The 16,690-nt window shown below is 66.8% G+C and carries 18 protein-coding genes and 1 pseudogene; 7 read left to right on the forward strand and 12 right to left on the reverse strand.

Translation table 11 applies throughout. The features are described 5' to 3' along the window. Nucleotides 1-26 precede the first annotated feature (26 nt). From ACLF5H_RS14910 to ACLF5H_RS14920, 3 genes are all read left to right on the forward strand, one after another. A complete protein-coding gene (locus ACLF5H_RS14910) occupies nucleotides 27-1,484 on the forward strand; it encodes an NF041680 family putative transposase (RefSeq protein WP_421676556.1) in 1,458 nt (485 codons plus the stop codon). A gap of 146 nt (nucleotides 1,485-1,630) precedes the next feature. After that, nucleotides 1,631-2,248: a DUF6461 domain-containing protein gene (locus ACLF5H_RS14915; RefSeq protein ID WP_421676557.1), complete on the forward strand. Its 618-nt coding sequence runs from the start codon at nucleotides 1,631-1,633 to the stop codon at nucleotides 2,246-2,248. Nucleotides 2,249-2,407: 159 nt separating this feature from the next. Continuing rightward, nucleotides 2,408-2,737: a hypothetical protein gene (locus tag ACLF5H_RS14920; RefSeq protein ID WP_421676558.1), complete on the forward strand. Its 330-nt coding sequence runs from the start codon at nucleotides 2,408-2,410 to the stop codon at nucleotides 2,735-2,737. A gap of 142 nt (nucleotides 2,738-2,879) precedes the next feature. Here the strand turns inward: ACLF5H_RS14920 and ACLF5H_RS14925 are convergent, their stop codons facing one another. The 9 genes from ACLF5H_RS14925 to ACLF5H_RS14965 form a co-directional block, all read right to left on the reverse strand. Beyond that, nucleotides 2,880-3,131, reverse strand: coding sequence for a hypothetical protein (locus ACLF5H_RS14925; protein ID WP_421676559.1), 252 nt, complete (start codon nucleotides 3,129-3,131; stop codon nucleotides 2,880-2,882). A gap of 475 nt (nucleotides 3,132-3,606) precedes the next feature. Further along, the gene (locus tag ACLF5H_RS14930) at nucleotides 3,607-3,849 is read right to left on the reverse strand and encodes a hypothetical protein (protein WP_421676560.1); all 243 of its coding nucleotides are present in this window, start codon (nucleotides 3,847-3,849) and stop codon (nucleotides 3,607-3,609) included. After that, on the reverse strand, nucleotides 3,846-4,094 hold the full coding sequence (locus tag ACLF5H_RS14935) for a hypothetical protein (RefSeq protein ID WP_421676561.1): 249 nt from the start codon (nucleotides 4,092-4,094) through the stop codon (nucleotides 3,846-3,848). Before ACLF5H_RS14935 ends, ACLF5H_RS14930 begins: the two co-directional genes overlap by 4 nt. Before the next feature lie 1,159 nt (nucleotides 4,095-5,253). Next, on the reverse strand, nucleotides 5,254-5,466 hold the full coding sequence (locus ACLF5H_RS14940; protein ID WP_421676562.1) for a hypothetical protein: 213 nt from the start codon (nucleotides 5,464-5,466) through the stop codon (nucleotides 5,254-5,256). A 187-nt stretch (nucleotides 5,467-5,653) separates the two neighbouring features. Next, on the reverse strand, nucleotides 5,654-6,184 hold the full coding sequence (locus ACLF5H_RS14945; RefSeq protein ID WP_421676563.1) for a hypothetical protein: 531 nt from the start codon (nucleotides 6,182-6,184) through the stop codon (nucleotides 5,654-5,656). A 9-nt stretch (nucleotides 6,185-6,193) separates the two neighbouring features. Beyond that, entirely contained in the window at nucleotides 6,194-6,553 is a 360-nt protein-coding gene (locus tag ACLF5H_RS14950) for a NucA/NucB deoxyribonuclease domain-containing protein (protein ID WP_421676613.1), read from the reverse strand. A gap of 67 nt (nucleotides 6,554-6,620) precedes the next feature. After that, nucleotides 6,621-7,139 carry a hypothetical protein gene (locus ACLF5H_RS14955; protein WP_421676615.1) on the reverse strand — a complete coding sequence of 173 codons (519 nt, stop codon included), beginning with the start codon at nucleotides 7,137-7,139 and terminating at the stop codon, nucleotides 6,621-6,623. 736 nt (nucleotides 7,140-7,875) lie between these two features. Beyond that, entirely contained in the window at nucleotides 7,876-8,010 is a 135-nt protein-coding gene (locus ACLF5H_RS14960) for a hypothetical protein (RefSeq protein WP_421676564.1), read from the reverse strand. Nucleotides 8,011-8,339: 329 nt separating this feature from the next. Next, complete coding sequence (locus ACLF5H_RS14965) at nucleotides 8,340-8,474, reverse strand: hypothetical protein (RefSeq protein WP_421676565.1); 135 nt, start codon at nucleotides 8,472-8,474, stop codon at nucleotides 8,340-8,342. Between the two features lie 1,484 nt (nucleotides 8,475-9,958). Between ACLF5H_RS14965 and ACLF5H_RS14970 the strand changes: the two genes are divergently transcribed. Together ACLF5H_RS14970 and ACLF5H_RS14975 are read left to right on the forward strand one after the other, a co-directional pair. Next, nucleotides 9,959-10,129: a helix-turn-helix domain-containing protein gene (locus ACLF5H_RS14970; protein WP_421676614.1), complete on the forward strand. Its 171-nt coding sequence runs from the start codon at nucleotides 9,959-9,961 to the stop codon at nucleotides 10,127-10,129. Nucleotides 10,130-10,232: 103 nt separating this feature from the next. Then, on the forward strand, nucleotides 10,233-11,360 hold the full coding sequence (locus tag ACLF5H_RS14975; protein ID WP_421676566.1) for a tyrosine-type recombinase/integrase: 1,128 nt from the start codon (nucleotides 10,233-10,235) through the stop codon (nucleotides 11,358-11,360). A 384-nt stretch (nucleotides 11,361-11,744) separates the two neighbouring features. Here ACLF5H_RS14975 and ACLF5H_RS14980 read toward each other — a convergent pair whose 3' ends face one another. Continuing rightward, nucleotides 11,745-12,896, reverse strand: coding sequence for a tyrosine-type recombinase/integrase (locus ACLF5H_RS14980; protein WP_421676567.1), 1,152 nt, complete (start codon nucleotides 12,894-12,896; stop codon nucleotides 11,745-11,747). Between the two features lie 94 nt (nucleotides 12,897-12,990). On the opposite strand from ACLF5H_RS14980, the pseudogene ACLF5H_RS14985 reads away from it, so the two are divergent. Together ACLF5H_RS14985 and ACLF5H_RS14990 are read left to right on the forward strand one after the other, a co-directional pair. Beyond that, nucleotides 12,991-13,155, forward strand: a pseudogene (locus tag ACLF5H_RS14985) (pirin-like C-terminal cupin domain-containing protein); the annotation flags it as partial. A 178-nt stretch (nucleotides 13,156-13,333) separates the two neighbouring features. Continuing rightward, a complete protein-coding gene (locus ACLF5H_RS14990) occupies nucleotides 13,334-14,284 on the forward strand; it encodes a hypothetical protein (RefSeq protein ID WP_421676568.1) in 951 nt (316 codons plus the stop codon). A 24-nt stretch (nucleotides 14,285-14,308) separates the two neighbouring features. Here ACLF5H_RS14990 and ACLF5H_RS14995 read toward each other — a convergent pair whose 3' ends face one another. Together ACLF5H_RS14995 and ACLF5H_RS15000 are read right to left on the reverse strand one after the other, a co-directional pair. Further along, nucleotides 14,309-15,430: an FAD-dependent oxidoreductase gene (locus ACLF5H_RS14995; RefSeq protein ID WP_421676569.1), complete on the reverse strand. Its 1,122-nt coding sequence runs from the start codon at nucleotides 15,428-15,430 to the stop codon at nucleotides 14,309-14,311. 268 nt (nucleotides 15,431-15,698) lie between these two features. After that, a complete protein-coding gene (locus ACLF5H_RS15000) occupies nucleotides 15,699-16,646 on the reverse strand; it encodes a methionyl-tRNA formyltransferase (RefSeq protein WP_421676570.1) in 948 nt (315 codons plus the stop codon). Nucleotides 16,647-16,690 lie beyond the last annotated feature (44 nt).

Consider the following 16,690-nt stretch of genomic DNA (forward strand, 5'->3'; position numbering starts at 1 on the left):
ATGAGAACCAGTCGAAGGCCGTTGTCATGAGTGTGGTGTGCCCGGATGTTCGAAGAGAAGCATTCGCGGAAGCGTCACGCTTCCGCGCAGAGTTCTACGCGTGTCTGACCACCCGGCGTGACGAACTGTTCGGTCTGACCGACGCGCTGTTGTGCGTCGACGGGCCGGTCACCTCACCGGTGGACCTGACGCTGGTGCCCGAGCACCAGCGTGGGCACGGCGCGCTGTACGGAGCTCTCAACCGGGGCAAGATCGACGTCAGGAGGCTGCGCACCTTGCTCGCCGGGCTTCCGTTGCCCCGGTTCGAGGGCGGGCGCTTGGTGCTGGCAGTCGACGTGTCGCCATGGCTTCGCTCGGACGCACCGTGCTCGGCGGACCGGCTGTTCTGCCACGTCTACGGCCGGGCGAAGTCCGCCTCCCAGTTCATCCCAGGGTTGCCGTACTCCTTCGTCGCCGTCCTCGAGCCGGGTGCCACCTCGTGGACCTCGTTCCTGGACGTGGTCCGACTCGGACCCGAAGATGATGCGACCGCAGTCACCGCCGCCCAGCTCCGCGCCGTCACCGAGCGGCTCATCTCGGCCGGCCAGTGGACGCCCGGCGACCCGGACATCACGATCGTCATGGACGCGGGTTACGACGTCACCCGCCTGGCCTGGGTCCTGAGGGATCTTCCTGTCGAGTTGGTCGGGCGGGTCCGCGGCGACCGGGTGATGCGGCTGCCGAAGCCCTCGGCCAAGGGATACGCCCTGGCCTACCCCCAGGGCGGACGGCCGCCGAAGCACGGCAAGGAGTTCCGCTTCGCCCAACCCGAGACCTGGCCCGAAGCGGCGATCACCACCGTCACCGACACCGCCAACTACGGCAAGGCTGAGGCCCAGGCGTGGGACCGTGTTCACCCGAGGTTGACCCACCGCTCGGCCTGGCTGGAGCACGACGGTGAACTCCCCGTCGTTGAAGGTACTTTGGTCCGGCTGAAGGTCGGGCACCTCTCCAAGGAACGGGAAGCACCGCCGCTCTGGCTGTGGTCCTCCAGCACCGGCGCCGCCCCGGCAGACGTGGATCTGTGGCGGCAGGTGTTTCTCAGGAGATTCGACCTTGAGCACACCTTCAGGTTCACAAAGCAGACTCTCGGCTGGACCACTCCAAAGGTCCGTACTCCCGAGGCCGCGGACCGGTGGACATGGCTCGTCGTCGCGGCCCACGCCCAACTCCGCCTCGCCCGGCCGATGGCCGCCGACCTCCGCCGGCCCTGGGAGAAACCAACTGGACTCGACCGGCTCACTCCCGCCCGGGTCCGCCGAGGGTTCAGGAACATCCGCGCCCACCTGCTCTGTCCGGCCCGTGTTCCCCAACTCCGCGGCATCGGCCCCGGACGCCCACCCTGCACCAAGAACCGGCACCCCGCACCCCGCTACGACGTCGGCAAAACCGTCAAACGCCCCGAGACCCTCAAGGCCATCGGCAGACCCGGCAGATCTTGGTAGATATAGAGCAAGCCACGTCCGTTCCGTCGTCCAAGCACGCTGCGCCTATGGATGGTCAGGAGAACAAGTGGGGCCGATAGTCGGCCGTGACGGGCTGCGGCGGCTGGCCGGTGGCCTGTCAGTGGCGCCTGGCACCATGGCCACCCATGAACGCTGAACCGGCCGAACGCTCCTGGCTCCGCGACTTCCACCGCGGCTTCCTGCTTGAGGGCTACACCCTGACGCTGGTCCGCGGGCTCACTCCGCGTGAGTACCTCGATCGCATCGGCGCCCAGCCGCAGGAAGACTGCGAGGGCTTCGATGACTTCATCGCCCGGGACCGCGAATTCCAGGACGATCAGGACGACTGGGGCGTCCGCATGTTCGTCGGCGTCACCCTGGTCCACGACGAGGGCGCCGATTGGGTCCTGGCCCTCGAGATCAACGGCGGCATTGAGATCCACACCGATGCGATGAAGCACGCCACTCGCGGCACCCGCGGTGTCTCGCACTTCCGCAGCCCGAACGCCATGTCTCTGTTCTCCTGGTGGGAGGAAGGTGAGCTGCGCACTCGCTTCGAAGGTCCCCTCCATCGAGAAGGCAGCACACCGGACCACCTCCTTGACCTCATGCGCGAGACGGGGTTCGACCTCGAAACGGGCGCCTACAGCCTGGAGAACTACGTCGCACTCGCGGAAGAGCTCACCGGCGTCCACCTGACCGCGAACATGCTCGAAGACGGCAACTACGCCACGGGCATTCTCGAGATCCCCACCGAACACTGAACCGGTGTCGTCATCGATGTTACCGATACGCACGACACCCGCACATACACCAAGCTCCCCAACCCAGCGCACGATCAGCGTTAGATCGGCTGCAAGGCCATGCGGGTAGATAAAGAACAAGCTGAGTGACTGTTTTCGATCCCGGTCGTTGGGCGACGTATGGCGGAGAGCGAAGGCATCACGGGCTGTGTTGATCCGGACCCGCGTGTGCGGCTTGCTCAGATGGCCGACCGCGCGTCAGTCCTGGTGGAACTCGACAGGCTGACGGAGCAGATCGCCATGCGGCTGAACGGGGAGATGTACTCGGGCCCGAGCGCACTCACCGTGGAACGGCAGGAGGCGGCGGAAACGCTGTCCAAGCTCGCCGGGCTGCACGAAGACGATGACCTGAGCGACCAGGCGGTCGTTGATGATCTGCACGAATCCCTCGCTGTGGCGACCGAGCTGATCAAGATCCTGCAGGTGACGACAGACCCTGCTGCGGGCTGACTTGCGGCGGATGGCCGGCGGTGGCTCTCGGCTTCTTCGAGCGATCCGCGCACCAGCAGGTGCGTCACGGCCGGGGCGGCCGACAGGGCCTGGACCAGGTCGCCCAGGACGGCGAGCTGCGCGTCGGGTGAAGGGGCCGGGCTCAGGGGCGGGCGAGCAGGTGGGCTTTCGCCACCCGCCACCGGCTCACGTCGGTATCCGCGCGGCGGCCCGCGTGGAGTTCGGCGATCAGGTCGTACGCGCCGCCCTCCGGCAGGGCGTAGGTGTAGAAGGCGCGCAGCAGCATCTGTTCCGCCGCGCCGATAAAATCGCGGGCGTCTACGCACCCAGCTACCACACCCAGCTCGCCATGGCCGCGCTGGAAGGCATCCCGTCCGAGGCGATCCATGCCCATGGCTGGCCGGGCTGGGCGACGTCTACGACGCGGCCCGCACCGAACTCCGTATGATCCACACGCTCGAAGACCTGCGCAAAAAACTCGCCCGACGTCGCGGCATCCCCGCCGTCGCCGACTTCCTGGACTACACCGACACCGAATGAGCTCCCACGGTCCGCCCGGCCAGGGGGATGCCCTGTACACCGTGCTCGGGGGGGGCCAGATCCGCCAGCGGGCCGTGTCGGCATAGGGCGCGGCGGCGGCGAGGCGGTCCAGGCGCTCGTAGAGGGCTCGTACGAGCCGGGTGGTGTTCTGGACACAGCGGGCGGTACCTTCCGGCAGGGCGGACAGGCGTCCTTTGGCTTCGCGGGGGACGACTTCGGCGGAGGCGCCCGGCCGTCACTCTTGGGCAAGGCGGCGGCGAGACGGCAGCGCGCGTGGCCCATCCGGGTGAGCGAACGCTGCGACTGCGGTGTCCACAGCCGCAGCGCCTCTACCGTGCGGCCATGGACGACACCCCGGTGCCTGAGCCGCTGCGGCGGGCGATCCACTCAGCGGTTTCGGCATCGGTCAGCAGCAGCGCCTGGGCTGGGCGGGCGTCACCGTCGACGTGGACACGGCCGGGGTGGGCGCTGGCCTTCGGAGCGGGCCGCTTCCAGGTGCTGGCGCTGTCCAGAGCGATGACGGTGGCGAACTGCTCGCGGGCGGCCGGGGACGTGGCCCTTCCCCGGTTCACTCCCGGAATGTGGCGGTAGTGGATTCGATCCGCTCGTCCAGCACAAGAGTGTGCCCGGGTTCACGGGCCGAGGCCGGCTCCAAGTCGTCGAGCCAGTCACTGAGTCGGCTATGCAGTGGGCCGCAGGCACGGCGGTTCGGATCGAAATCGGTGAGCGTCTTGTAGGGATTCCGGCTGTAGGCGCCTTCCCAGAGGCTGTCAAGGATGGCTACCAGGTTGTCACCGGACACTTCGACACTCTGCATCCCGTTCTCGTGCTTGGTGATGCGACCGGGTACGAGGTTGGGGTCCTTCGTGAATCCTGCGGGCGCCGTCGGGCCTGGCGTCTTCGGCTCCGATCCGTCTTGTTTGATGCTGGTGAGCCACTCTGGCGACCAGGTACCGAAGGCCCTTCGGGCGAGGAACGTCCAAGTGTCTTCGTGGCAGGTGAGTGAAATGTAGGAGACGGTTGCGGCCTTCTTGAGGGCTTGCAGGTGATATCTGTACAGGTAGATATACGTTTCCTGCGCCTTCGCGTCTTTCTCGGCCTTCTCCGCGTCGTTCTCCGCCTTCTTCTGCCGTTCTGCGGCCTCACGCTCCTCTTCCTCGGCTTCCCGTTCCTTCGCCTCGCGGCGGTCCTCCTCCCGCCAGCGTTTTTTTTTGCTCCCAGCGATCCGCCTTGATCGCCCGCTTCTGCTCCTGGTTTGCCTTCCACTGGTCCATCAGTGTCTTGAGCATCCACGCCCTCCCGTTACACGTCGTGCATCAATGATCCCCGCGCTGTAATGGATGGTGGGCTGATCAGCAAAAATATAGGGCTTATATCCAGCCAACTCCTGCCGCCCGCGCGACCATTGCATCCGGCGATGCGTGCTCCAGCCGTCTGTGGTCGGTCGGGAAGACACTCCCGGTCCCGGTCCCGGTCCTGGTCGGCGGGAGCGGCGCGGCGGACCGGGCTGCCGCGCGACCGGGCCGAGCCATGCCCCGATCCCCGGCCGCGGCCGTACCGCCCATCCTTCACTCCAGCCAGGGGATATGGACAGAGCGGCCGCAACGGGGATGTCCGAGGCCCGACCACGGCAAATCCGTGTGGTGACCTGCGAGAACGCGGAGACGGTGCGTCGGCTCGCGCAACAGTGAGCGCAACCCTTGTCGCAACCTGCAGCGCAAGAGCCAGGCGCACCCCGTGTCGCAACCCCGTGCTTCTGGCCAACCGGGTCGCCGGCCCACGCGGCCCGGATGATTTCCCGGGCACGGGCCTTGGCCTGGCACGGCTCGAGGCGTGGCGCCAGTACCGAGGGTGTCTTCCAGTCGGGTGCCACCGCAGCCGGACGGACGAGCGCAGCAGAAGGTGGCGCAGGGCGGCGGTGCCGCGGAGGCGAGCGCGGCCCGTCGTTGGTCAGCCGAAGCGGGCGCACGCCCACCCTACGCAGGATCAACCCAGACTTCGAAGTCGAGTCCGCCGACCTCCACTCGGAGTCCGACGTCACCCCGGGGCTCGCGGATCGGGGCGACGCCGCTGACCAGGGAGTGCGTCTCCAGAAGCTCCACGATCAGGTCGCGGACGCCTCCACAGGACGGGCCCTTCGTTGGCGTGATCTCAAGATCCTCCGCGTCCATCCCAGCCCTCCAGCTCATCGCTCGTCCGTCTCCCTCTCGACAGCTGGCGGCGCGAGTCGCGGAAGCCCCCAGACCGTTCCTCAGACACGTTCGAATTCTGAGCTGGGCGAACACCAGCCAGGACTTTGAACACAGCCTCTAGGGGCCGGATCCGTTACGGCCGTTGTTGGCCCGGCCCCCGCTGAGATCACCTTGTAATCGGGATTCAGTTGGGTGTTCTAAGGCTCATGCCGTAGGCATCACTCGTCTTGATCACTTGTGTCGGTGCTGCGGGCGCAGGCCATACCTGGATGAGGTGTTCCTCTACGGGGTCATCCTCGACAATGAGTTCCTCCTGTCCGGCATCACGGCCCCGAGCATGCACGCGCACCCGGAACGGGCCGGGGCCCGCGGCGGTGAAGGCCGGCAGGAGCGGTGCCTCGTCTTCCATGTCAGTAGTGACGCGGGGGCTTGCGCCGGGGAGCAGCAGGCTCACCTCGACGATCTCGTCCCAGGCACCGTCGTCGGCGGGCCCTGGTTCAAGTTCGGTCACCTCGACGGTGACGGCGACTTGGCCGGTTTCAGTGCCCGTCATGACGACGGCGAAGTCACCCGGGTCGTGAAGAACGCCGGGAGCCGCGATGGGCGCCACGAGACCATTGAACCCGGTGTAGTTCCATTCACCGACGTCGAAGACGTCGCCGTTCATCCAGTACTGATTGTTGCTCGCCCAGATCCGGGCGGTTGCCGAGACCACAGCCACCTCCTACACGGCAACCCAGAAAGGGTCACCGTCAAGTACACGGTCCGACTTCCAAAAAGCTCCTACGCGCCCACCCTGCGAGTTCTGCTCACTTGTCGGCACCCAGGCCCAGCCCCAGTCGGGCTGCTTACTCAGAGAGGCCCCCTGGTTGGTCTTCGCGAACGGGTATTCGTCACAGGACTTGCCCGCTGGACGCTTCCGTGACTTAGGGCAGGCTACATTGCGGTTGTCGCTCTCCACCTTCGGTTTGATGCTACGCGTCAGCGGCTTTCCGTCAGCTTTGCGTCCGAAGTGGCTGGGGCCCGCCGCCTGAATGCGGCGAATATTCGCCGCAATGTTGGGGAGCGTTGCCATGGTGGTCATCGTGGGTATGTAGCCCGGAAGTACGCAGCCGGCACCCTGCCCGCCGATCAGGTTGTCGCACCGGAATTCAGGTGACGTTTCGCGGATGCCAGGCCCACTGAACCCGGGACTCGGCGCGAAGGAGTAGCTGGCCTTCGTCCTGTTCTGCGTCGTAGCGCTGTCGGAGAAGGTGACGGTGCCCTGGGCCTCCTCGCCGATCTTCACCGGCTATTCCCCGAAGTCCCGCAACGGAAGCCTTGCAGGTCCCACCACAGCTGACGGACAGACTAAGGGTCAGCCCTCTGATGTTGGCATCGCCCGTATAGCCGTGGATCTCAAGCGAGACCTTGTCGGTGAAAGTGCGACTTTTGACATTCAGTTGGATCTCGTGTGCCGTGACAGCATCAACAAGTCCCTCTTTGGTCCCCACGATGACGGGAACGGAGTGGTGGACCTTGGCGCATGCGTAGGTGCGGTTGTACAGGTTGCTGCCGACCGCCGTGCACGGTGACGCGGCGACGGGCTGCTGAGCCGCGGCGTTGGCGGTTTGGGTAGCTGCCGTGAACAGCAGTAAAGCCACACCGACGACGGTTGCGAGTTTGCGCATGGTTTCCCCTGCATGGAGTGGTCGCAGTCACCTTATCTCCGCCGAAGTTGAGGGAAGCCACCGAGCGTCCTAAGGACCGCCCTGTAAAGGAACTTCGGGTACGGCTCGGGCACGGCCGAGTCCAGCAGGTCTGGTGAGTCCTCTGTCTCCCCCTAGCCGACGAATGTCGTCATCTGCTCCTCAAACCTCGCGAAGACCCGTGACTAGCCGACATGGGACACCCGAGCCTGCTCGGACAGCTATGCCGTAGGCGCCGCCCGCGCCCGCTTCCTGCGTGTCGCATGAACGATGCACCGGTTGTGACGAAGGCTGGGCCGACAATACCCTTCTCCATACCGCTAACGAACGAGCCCTGACCACCGCCGAGTTTCCGTTGCTGACCGTCAACAACCCACCCGACAATGACGACGATCCGCTCAGGATCGCGGCGGCCTGCTCCCGGCGTACGGTTCACCTCCGCCTGCCCGGAGCGGACTCCATGGACGGCCAGTTCGCCGGTCCCGACTACGGTTCACCTCCGCCTACGCAGAGCGGACGTGCGGGGAGGACGGGGGGCGCTGGCCGCGGCGGTCCGCTCCGCGCAGGCGGAGGTGAACCGGTCTGGGCCCGCATCGAGCGCGAGGCCGCGTGGTCCGCTCCGCGCAGGCCCAGGCTGCCTCAGCCTCGCAGCTGCCGCCGGCTCCCTCCTCTGGGCTCGAACCGTATAGGGACCGACGGCGCTACCGTCGGCCCCACGTCACGTGCCCCAGGGGAGGAACAGGGCCAGTGCGGCCAGGACCTGGCCCAGGCCGGGAAGAATGTGCCGTAAATCCTCGGGCCGCGCCTTCGCCACCACCGTGCGCGCCACGATGGCGACCACGGTAAGCAGCACGACGATGACCGCGAGCCGTCAGCGGGGCCGCTCGCTGTCCTCCGCCAGCGGGGCCGCTTCCGTCGAAGAGCACGGTGTCCGATCTACAGGGCCTCGCCCGCAAGCAGTCTCTGACGGCCGGGGCCGCTGCAGCATCCGGGTCGGCGTCTGTGCTGCGGGTTGGGAGCCGGGGTGGTAGCCCCGGCAGTCGAGATCCGGGCGTTGACACGGCGTCGGTGCGCCTTCCTCGTTAGCCGCAGCGACGAGGAGGGGCGCTGGCCGGCTGGGAGCCGGGCCTCATAGAAGGCGGCGATCCTGGCCCCCAGATCGGCTAGCGCCAGCTGCCCACTTCAGCTCAGGCCGAGCCTGCTCAGGGCGGTGGTCCAGTCGGTGACGATGGCCTGCTGGGCCGCCTTGAGGGTGGTCTTCCCAGAGCAGACCGCGGTGTGCAGCTTCGACTCGACGGGGTCCTTGAGGTTGTTCACGCCCGAGCCGGTCTTGTGGCCGGGGTCCGGGGGCTCGACCCACAGGTTGCGGGCGGTCGTTGGGGGCGCCGCCGAGTTCGAGGGAGATCAGGTGGTCGTACTCGGCGTCGCCGAGGCGGCCGGTGTAACTGTAGGAGGCGGCGTTCGCGCGCTTCTCCGGTCCGGTCACACTCTCCGGGGGCCGGATGCCCTTCGTGTAGCCGCTCTTGCGGCAGATCGTCGATGCGAGGTTCGCCTACGTCACCGCCGGTGATGTGGCGCCGGGAGTACACGTGGTGTCCTCGATGGGCTCGCCCTTCTCGTACCGGTAGCGGCAGTTGTCCGCGGCCGGCTGCTTCTGCACCATGTACGTCTTCTGCGGCCCTGCCCCGACCGGAATCCTCGCCGCACCAGGAGACGCAACCGTGCCGGACGGCCCCGCCGCGGGCGTACCGTCCTTCCCCGAAGTAGCCGAGCCTGGTTGCGAAGCGGATGAGCAGCCCGTCAGCAGCAGGCAGGACAGCAGCACAGGTGGTACCGCGCGGCGGACGAGTTCCATGACGACCCCTCACGGTCGAGCAGCAGATGGCCACAAGCTCCCCCGCCCAGACGACCACCTACCTCTCATCGCCGGGCGCACAGGTGTACGCAGGCTCACCAAGCGATGCCACCGAGTGCCGGACGCCGTCGACTGCGCCGGACCGAACTCAGCCTGCAGTTCAGCTAAGTTCGCGGCCGGGTGATCGTCGTCCAAGTGGCTCATGGCGTGGCCGCGTTCGTCGGGATGACGGGCCAGGCGGGCCATTACCCACGCGGTCCGGGCGTCTATCCCCGCACCGAAGTCGGCGGCCAGGCGTCGGGCCTGCCACGTTGTGCAGGGGGCGATTACCCGCCGCGCGAGGGGGAACGGAGCCGGCCGGTGCGGGCAGTCGGCTGTCCCACCGTGTCGTGGGAGAGGCCGTCATCGTCGTACAAGCGCAACATGCGAGCAGCGCTCATCACCACGAACCTTCGAATCAAGATCCGGACCATGCCCGGACCAGCCAACTGCAGCTTGTGGCGATCGGAGTTGTTTTCGCTGGTCAAACTGCATCTGAGCCGTGTACCACCAGCAGACCAAAAACCTGCTAGGAGCCTCCATGCCACGACCAACGGCGTCCCAACACAGGAGACAGCCGAACGGGACAGAGCATGCGCTGAGGAAGACGCAAGCGAAGATCGAACCGGACGCCGACGAGAAATCGACTCCACGGAGCCTAGTGCCTGCAACTCCCGATGGTGTGAGCAACGCACAGCCGACGCCTAGGTTCTGGGGCACGGACGAGTGACGGACGATAAGAGCCATTTTCAAGAGCTCAGCGGCCCGCAACATAGCCCCTCTTCGTCGGTTAGGCAAACCGGCGACCGGACGGACCATGGAACTGTCATCACTGCTACCCACCAATAAGATCAGTGGGCGAAAGAGCATTCGACCGGACTCTTGAGGGACTATGAAAGCACAGTTCATGAGCGCGCGAGAAACGGCTGAGTATCTAAACGTTTCCGTTTCGTGGATCTACAGGAATGCCTCGGGTTCAGGACTCGCCCCGTACAGGTTCGGATCAGGTGTCAACGCAAAGATTCGATTCAAGGCGTCGGAAGTCGAGGCATGGGCTAAGCAGCAACGCGTCCTGTAGGGCGATGAATTGTCGACTTGGACTAACCAGTTGCTGCGTTGCGACTGTTAGACATTAGCGCTTGATCGGATATTTTTCTGTGTCTCGTTCGTTGATTCGTGGAATGGGTTCGTTCTTCAAGGTGTGTGAGCATCCGCGGTCCCGGTGGTCGAAGTGCCCTCACTCCTACAAGATCCGGTTCCGTTCGTTGGCCGGAAAACAGGTAGAGGAGTCGGGGTTTGCAACCCAGGACAAGGCCATCAGGCGTCTGACGGAGATCTACAACGAGAAGAAGGCTGCCGGCCCGCGAACGCAAGCCAGGGTAGAACGGCTGGCGATCTATGGGGCGATGCGGTTCGAGGAGTACGCGACGGAGTGGAAGGCCGGCCAGCGGGACCTGGGCCCAGCCTCGGTCCGGCACCTAGACTCTCTGCTACAGCATCACCTCTTTCCTGCCCTGGGCAGTCGACGGATGAACACGTTCGACCCCAAGATCGTCGACGGCTTCATCCAGACCATGGAACGCCAAGGCGTTGGCCTGGCTACGCAGGCCAACGCCTTCGACAAACTCAAAGCAATCCTGCTGGACGCCCACCGGCTGGGCTTGTTCGACGAGAGTCCCCTTGCGGGTGTGAAGGCACCGCAGTACGACCCCGAGCGCGCAGTCATTCCCTCACCGGAGCAGTTGCGGCGGATACGTGTTGCCGGCGACGACCGCTTCTTGCTGATCGCGGACCTGATGAGCGGCTGTGGTCTGCGTAATGGCGAGGCGGCGGCGGTCAACCTCCGTAACATCGTGGCCGGCGATGTCTACCGGGTCACGGAACAGGTCAACCAGACCACCGGCCAGTACGCCCCGCTCAAGCACCGAATGTCGAACGAGTACCGTGACGTACCCCTGCCTGTGCGGGTCAGGCAGACCATCGAGCGGTATGCCGACAAGCACGGCACCGTCAACGGCTACCTGCTGCGCCACCCGAGCGATCCATCCCGGACGTTCCCGCACCACTGCCTCAGCAACCAGTGGCGACGCATCAAGAAGGCACGGATCGACATCCCCCAGGGAATGGTGATCTACGGCTTCCGGCACTTCTTCGCTTCCAACTGCCTCACCCACGGCATACCCATCACCGACGTGGCTGAGTGGATGGGGCACAAGAACATCGCCATCACTTTCAAGACTTACCGTCACCTTATGCCAGGCTCGGTCAGCACAGCCGCGAGAGTCCTCAACCTGGACCTCGCCGCGTAGCCTCACCCGGGGGAGGGAGTGGCCCGACGGTCTGCCCGAACCAGCTACCCCACGCCGGTCTTCGCTCTCGTTCGCCGTCTCGGCCATGAAGTCCCACGTCGCGGACGGTGCGGGCGCGGCCTGCCACGCTGAACGGCGACGGTCCGCGACTCCCCCGTCCAAGGCACGACTGTGAGCGGCAAGGAGCACGGTGAACTGGCTCAGCGACCGTTGGCCCTTACCACTACCAGAGGGTAACCCAGGGACATCGCAACGGCCCTAAAGGCTGAGGTTGGGCGGACGGCTCGCAAGCCCGGAGCAACCCGTCCGGACGGCACGCTATCTCCCCAGATGTATGTTGCCTGCGGCGTCGGGGCCCTCGCTTGGCCAAACGTGGGTTTCCGCTCAGACAGCAAGGTTGAGGTTGAGCACCCTGGCGGCCGTGCTGATCGAACCGGGCATCAGGTGCCTGTAGATCTTGAACGTGACGTCGAGGCTCCTGTGCCCCATCCACTCGGCAACGTCCGTGATCGGAATGCCGTTGCTCAGGCAGTTGGATGCGAAGAAGTGACGGTTCCCGTAGAGCACCATCCCTTCCGGAATATCCACCTCACCTGCTGCCCTGATCCGCCGCCACTGATTCTCCATTCCCCAGTGCGGATACGGCTTGCTGGGGTCGGTCGGCTGACGCAGAAGGTAGCCGTCGACCGTTCCGTACGTCTCGGCGTACCACTCGATCGTCTCCCTGACCCGAGGGGGAAGCGGAACGTCGCGGTAGTCCCCCGCCTTACGGTGCTTAAGCGGGCCGTACTGCCTTTTGGACAGAATGACCTGCTCGGTGACCCGGTACACGTTGTCGGCGACGATGTTGTTGAGGTTCACGGCCGCCGCTTCGCCGTTCCGTAGACCGCAACCGCTCATCAGGTCGACGATCAACATGAACGCGTCATCACCTGCGGTGCGTATCGCGCGCAGCTGTTCGGGGGACGGGATCACGGCGCGCGCAGGGTCGTACTGCGGCGGCTTGACGCCGGCCACCGGGTTATCGGGAAAGATCCCGAGCCTATGTGCGTCCAGGAGGACCGAGCGCAGCTTGTCGAAGGCGTTGGACTGAGTAGCCAGACCGACGCCGTTGCGTTCCATGATACGGATAAAGCCGTCAACGACCTTGTGATCGAAGGAGTTCATTCGTCGGCTGGCGAGCGCCGGGTAGAGGTGATGCTCCAAAAGCGAGTCGAGGTGGCGAACCGACGAGACAGCCAGATGACGTTGGCCAGCCTTCCACTCCTCGACGTACTCGTCGAACCGCATCGTCCCGTACTTCTGAATGCGCTCCGTCGACCGAGCCTGCGGTGCCGCCTTCTTCTCGTTGTAGATCTCTGTCAAACGCCCGATGGCCTTGTCGCGGTCCGTGAACCCCGACTCCTCCAACTGCTTGCCGGTCGCCGACCGGTACCGGATCTTGTAGGGGTGGGGGCACTTCGGCCACCGGGATCGCGGATGCTCGCACTCCTTGAAGAACGAGCCCATTCCCCGAACCAACGAATCCCGCGCCACGGCCGACCGACTCCTCGCGACTGATGCTGACCTTTTGCTGACCAGGAGCAGTCACGCAGGTCGTTGACCTGCGGAAACAGCGGCGTAGTGCGATATGTGGTGGAACTTCGTGGCCCGCACCCAGGCCGAGATCGAACAGGCCCGCGAGGACTGGTCCCAGGGCACCCGCTTCGGCGAGGTGAAGGGCTACGACGGCGCCCCGCTGCACGCCCCGAAGCTGCCGGAGGTGCCGCTGAAGCCGCGGGGCAGGGTGCGCTGACGGAGGCTCGGCCGGCCTCCGGGAGGGGCCGGGCGCGCCGGTTCGCCATGCCCTCCCGGCTGCCCTTTCGGTCCTTGCGGGGCCCGTACCGAGGGCCTAGCCTCGGCCCCTCGGAGCCGATGGCGGCCTGAGTGACCGGAGGGCTGGTCAGCGCGTGCGAGACAGAGCGACATCCCCGGTGCCGGCGGCGCCCGCGGCGGCACGCAGGAGGCAGATACCGGGCCCGGCCCCGCAGTTCACCGCCGGGCCGGGGCCGCACCCCGCCGGGCTCGCCGCCCTCCAGCGGACCGTGGGCAACGCGGCCGTCACCCGGCAGGTGCAACGGGTGCAGGGCCAGGGAACTGACGGCGTCAGGGAGGAAGCACGGCGCAATGCCGCCGATCCCACCGCACACGGCGAGTGGGACACCTTCCGCGACATGATGGACAAGGTGGGCTTTCCGCAGGACGTCACGGACGCCGCCTGGCAGCTGATCCTGGGCGGCATCGCCGAACAGGGACAGCTCAACGACGAGGCGCTGGCGAAGTTCACCGAACGCCAGGAGCAGCGCGACCACCGCGCGTCGAACAGCTGGTACCAGGAGTTGGTGCGACTCGTCGGCGACTATCTGGAGATCGACCGGCCGACGATGGCCCTGTGGTCCGGCGGCATCGACACCAGCGTCTACGCCCGCTCCAAGGGCCATACGCCCCTGGAGTCCACCCCTTTCGGCAGTGTGGTCAACGCACTCCAGCTGACCATGGACTGGATGCTCAAGACGCCGATGTGGAACGTCCTGTCCAAGGCGTTCGTGACCCGCGCCCGCGGCCCCGTCCACATCTTCCTGCGGGCGTACAACCCCGACAGCGTCCTCATCGCGCAGGAGGTCCCGCAGCTGCGCGTGGTCATGGCGCTCAACCCGGCCGTGGAACTGATCTGGCACCCGGTGTACACCACGGCCGACGGCGAGCTGATGGAGGTCACCAAGGACCTCGAACTGGCCTCGGACGCGACCTACCGCACCCGGGATCTGTGCGTACGGGCCCTGTACGACTACCTCCGGCTCAAACACGACCAGGCCAACAGCCGGTCCGAGCGCGCCAACGCGGAGATGGGCGCCCGGCTCGCCTCCAACGGCAACCAGCCGTGACCCCGGGCGGGTCGGGGCGAGGCGTCAGGAGTGACCGAACAGCGCGGCCACGCTCCCCGGTGCTCCCTGGCCGAAGAAGCTCTCCAGGTTCTTCGCCGAGCGGGCGGCGGCATCGCGACCACGCGGGAACAGCCGCTCCTCGTAGGCGGTGAGCGCGGCCTCGGCGTCGGGTCGCCCGACCAGCTCGCGCGCCAGGTCGGCGCCGTCGTACATGGCGAGGTTCGCACCCTCACCGGCGAAGGGCGACATCAGATGCGCGGCGTCGCCGAGGAGCGTCGCGCCGGGCACCCTGTCCCAGGCGAGGCCGACGGGCAGGGCGTGGATGGGCCGGAGCCACGGTCGCGCGTCGCTCCGGGTCACGAAGTCGGTGAGCAGCGGCGACCAGTCGGCGAACTCGTCAGCGAGTCGACGGAGACCGGCGGCCGGGTCGCCGAAGTCGATCGACCTCAGCCACTCCTCGGGCTTGTTCAGCGCCACGTATCCGCGCACCTGCCCGTCGGCGCAGCGATGGGCGATGATGCCCTTGCCCGGGGCGACCGCCATCAGCGTGCCGCCGCCGATCGCGGCCACGCTCGCCCGGCAGTCGTGGTCGCCCGCGGCGAGGGCGATCTCGATGAAGCAGGTTCCGCTGTAGCGGGGCTCGGCGTGGGTGAGCAGCGGCCGTACCCTCGACCAGGCGCCGTCCGCGCCGATGACCAGGTCGGCGCGCGTGGCGGAACCTGCCGCGAAGGCGAGGTCGTAGCCGCCCTCCGGGTGGTGGCGGACCGAGGCGAGCTGGTGACCCCACCTGATCGTCCCGGGTGCCAGCGAGTCGATGAGCAGGCGCCTGAGTTCGCCGCGGTCCACCTCCGGACGGGCCGACGCGGGGTCCGCGGGCAGGTCGAACAGGATCGCCCCGTGGCGGTCGACCACGCGCTTGGCGTCCTCGCCCGGGCGGACCAGGGTGCGGAACGCGTCGTACAGACCGGCCGAGCGAAGGGCGACCTGTCCGGTTTCTTCGTGGATGTCGAGCAGGCCGCCTTGCGCACGCGCCTTCGGCGACGCCTCGCTCTCGTAGATCGTCGCGGCGACGCCGTGCGTCTGGAGCACGCGGGCGAGCGTCAGCCCGCCCAGTCCGGCTCCGACGATGGCGATGGTCTTCCGCATGGTGCGCTCCTCCGTCGCGCCGGCACGGGCCGGCGGTGGTCAGCGCCGGAAGCGGGCGGGACGCCCGATCCCGGCTGGGAGACGCTCACCGAGCAGAACCGTCTGCGTCGATGTATGCGCGATGCCCGGCGGACGACACCGCACGGAACATCGTTTTTCGCGACCGTGTGACTATAACGTCATTCCGCGCGGGAAGGGTGCGCCGAGCTTCGAGGCCCGGCCCGGGGCGATCGCCCGGGCCGGGGCGGCGGCCGGTGGGGCCGGTCGGTCAGGGGTGGGTGGTGAGGTAGCCGCCCATCGCCGTGAAGTACTCGGTCGCGGGCAGCTCGCGGCCGTCGTCGGTCCGGACGCGGGTGATGGCCAGTCCGTGGTTGCGGCCGGTGCGGGCATCGGCTCCGGCGACGATCACCACGCCGTCGCCCTCGCGGTAGAAGACGCGGCCCGGTGTGCCGCCGTAGCGGTTCTGGGAGACGACGGCGCCGAGGACTTCGAGGCGCCTGCCCCGGTGATGGGTGAAGGCGGCCGGGTACGGGGCGGACTGGGCCCGGATCAGGCGCTCCAGGTCCTCGGCGGGCCAGTTCCAGTCGATCCTGATGTCGTCCTCGGCGCGCTTGTGGAAGAAGGTGGCCTCGGACCGGTCCTGCCGGGTGAACTCGGTCTGCCCGGACGCGATGAGGTCGAGCGCGCCGATGGTGACCGGGGCGATCAGGTCGACGGTCTTGTGGAACAGGTCGGTCGCCGTGTCCGAGGGGCCCACGGGCACCGCTCGCTGGGCGACGATGTCTCCGGCGTCCAGTTCCTCGTTCATCATGTGGGCGGTGACGCCGACCTCCTTCTCCCCGTTGACGAGGGCCCAGATGAGCGGGGAGAAACCGGCGTACTTCGGCAGCAGCGAGTCATGGACGTTGAGCGTGCCGCGGCGGGGCAGGGAGTAGACGCGCGGAGGGATCCAGGTGCGCCAGTTGTTGGCGACGATGATGTCCGGGTCCGCCTCCTTGAGCAGCGTGAGCAGCTCCTCGTCGTCGGGCCGGTTGCGGATGACGACCGGGACCTCGTGGTCCGCCGCCAGGTCCGCCACGGAGTCGCTCCAGATCTTCTCGTAGGCGTGCTCGCTCTTGGGGTGCGTGACCACCATGACCACCTCGTGGTCGGAGTCGAGGAGCGCTTGCAAGGTCCGGTGGCCCCAGGTCTGGTACCCGAACATGACGACTCGCATGGAGATTCCTCCTTGGAACAGGGTCTGCGAATAACTTAGGTAAG

Origin of the sequence: Streptomyces sp. LaBMicrA B280 (genome assembly GCF_049222185.1) — a bacterium.
In the GTDB taxonomy this organism is placed as follows: Bacteria; Actinomycetota; Actinomycetes; order Streptomycetales; family Streptomycetaceae; genus Streptomyces; species Streptomyces murinus.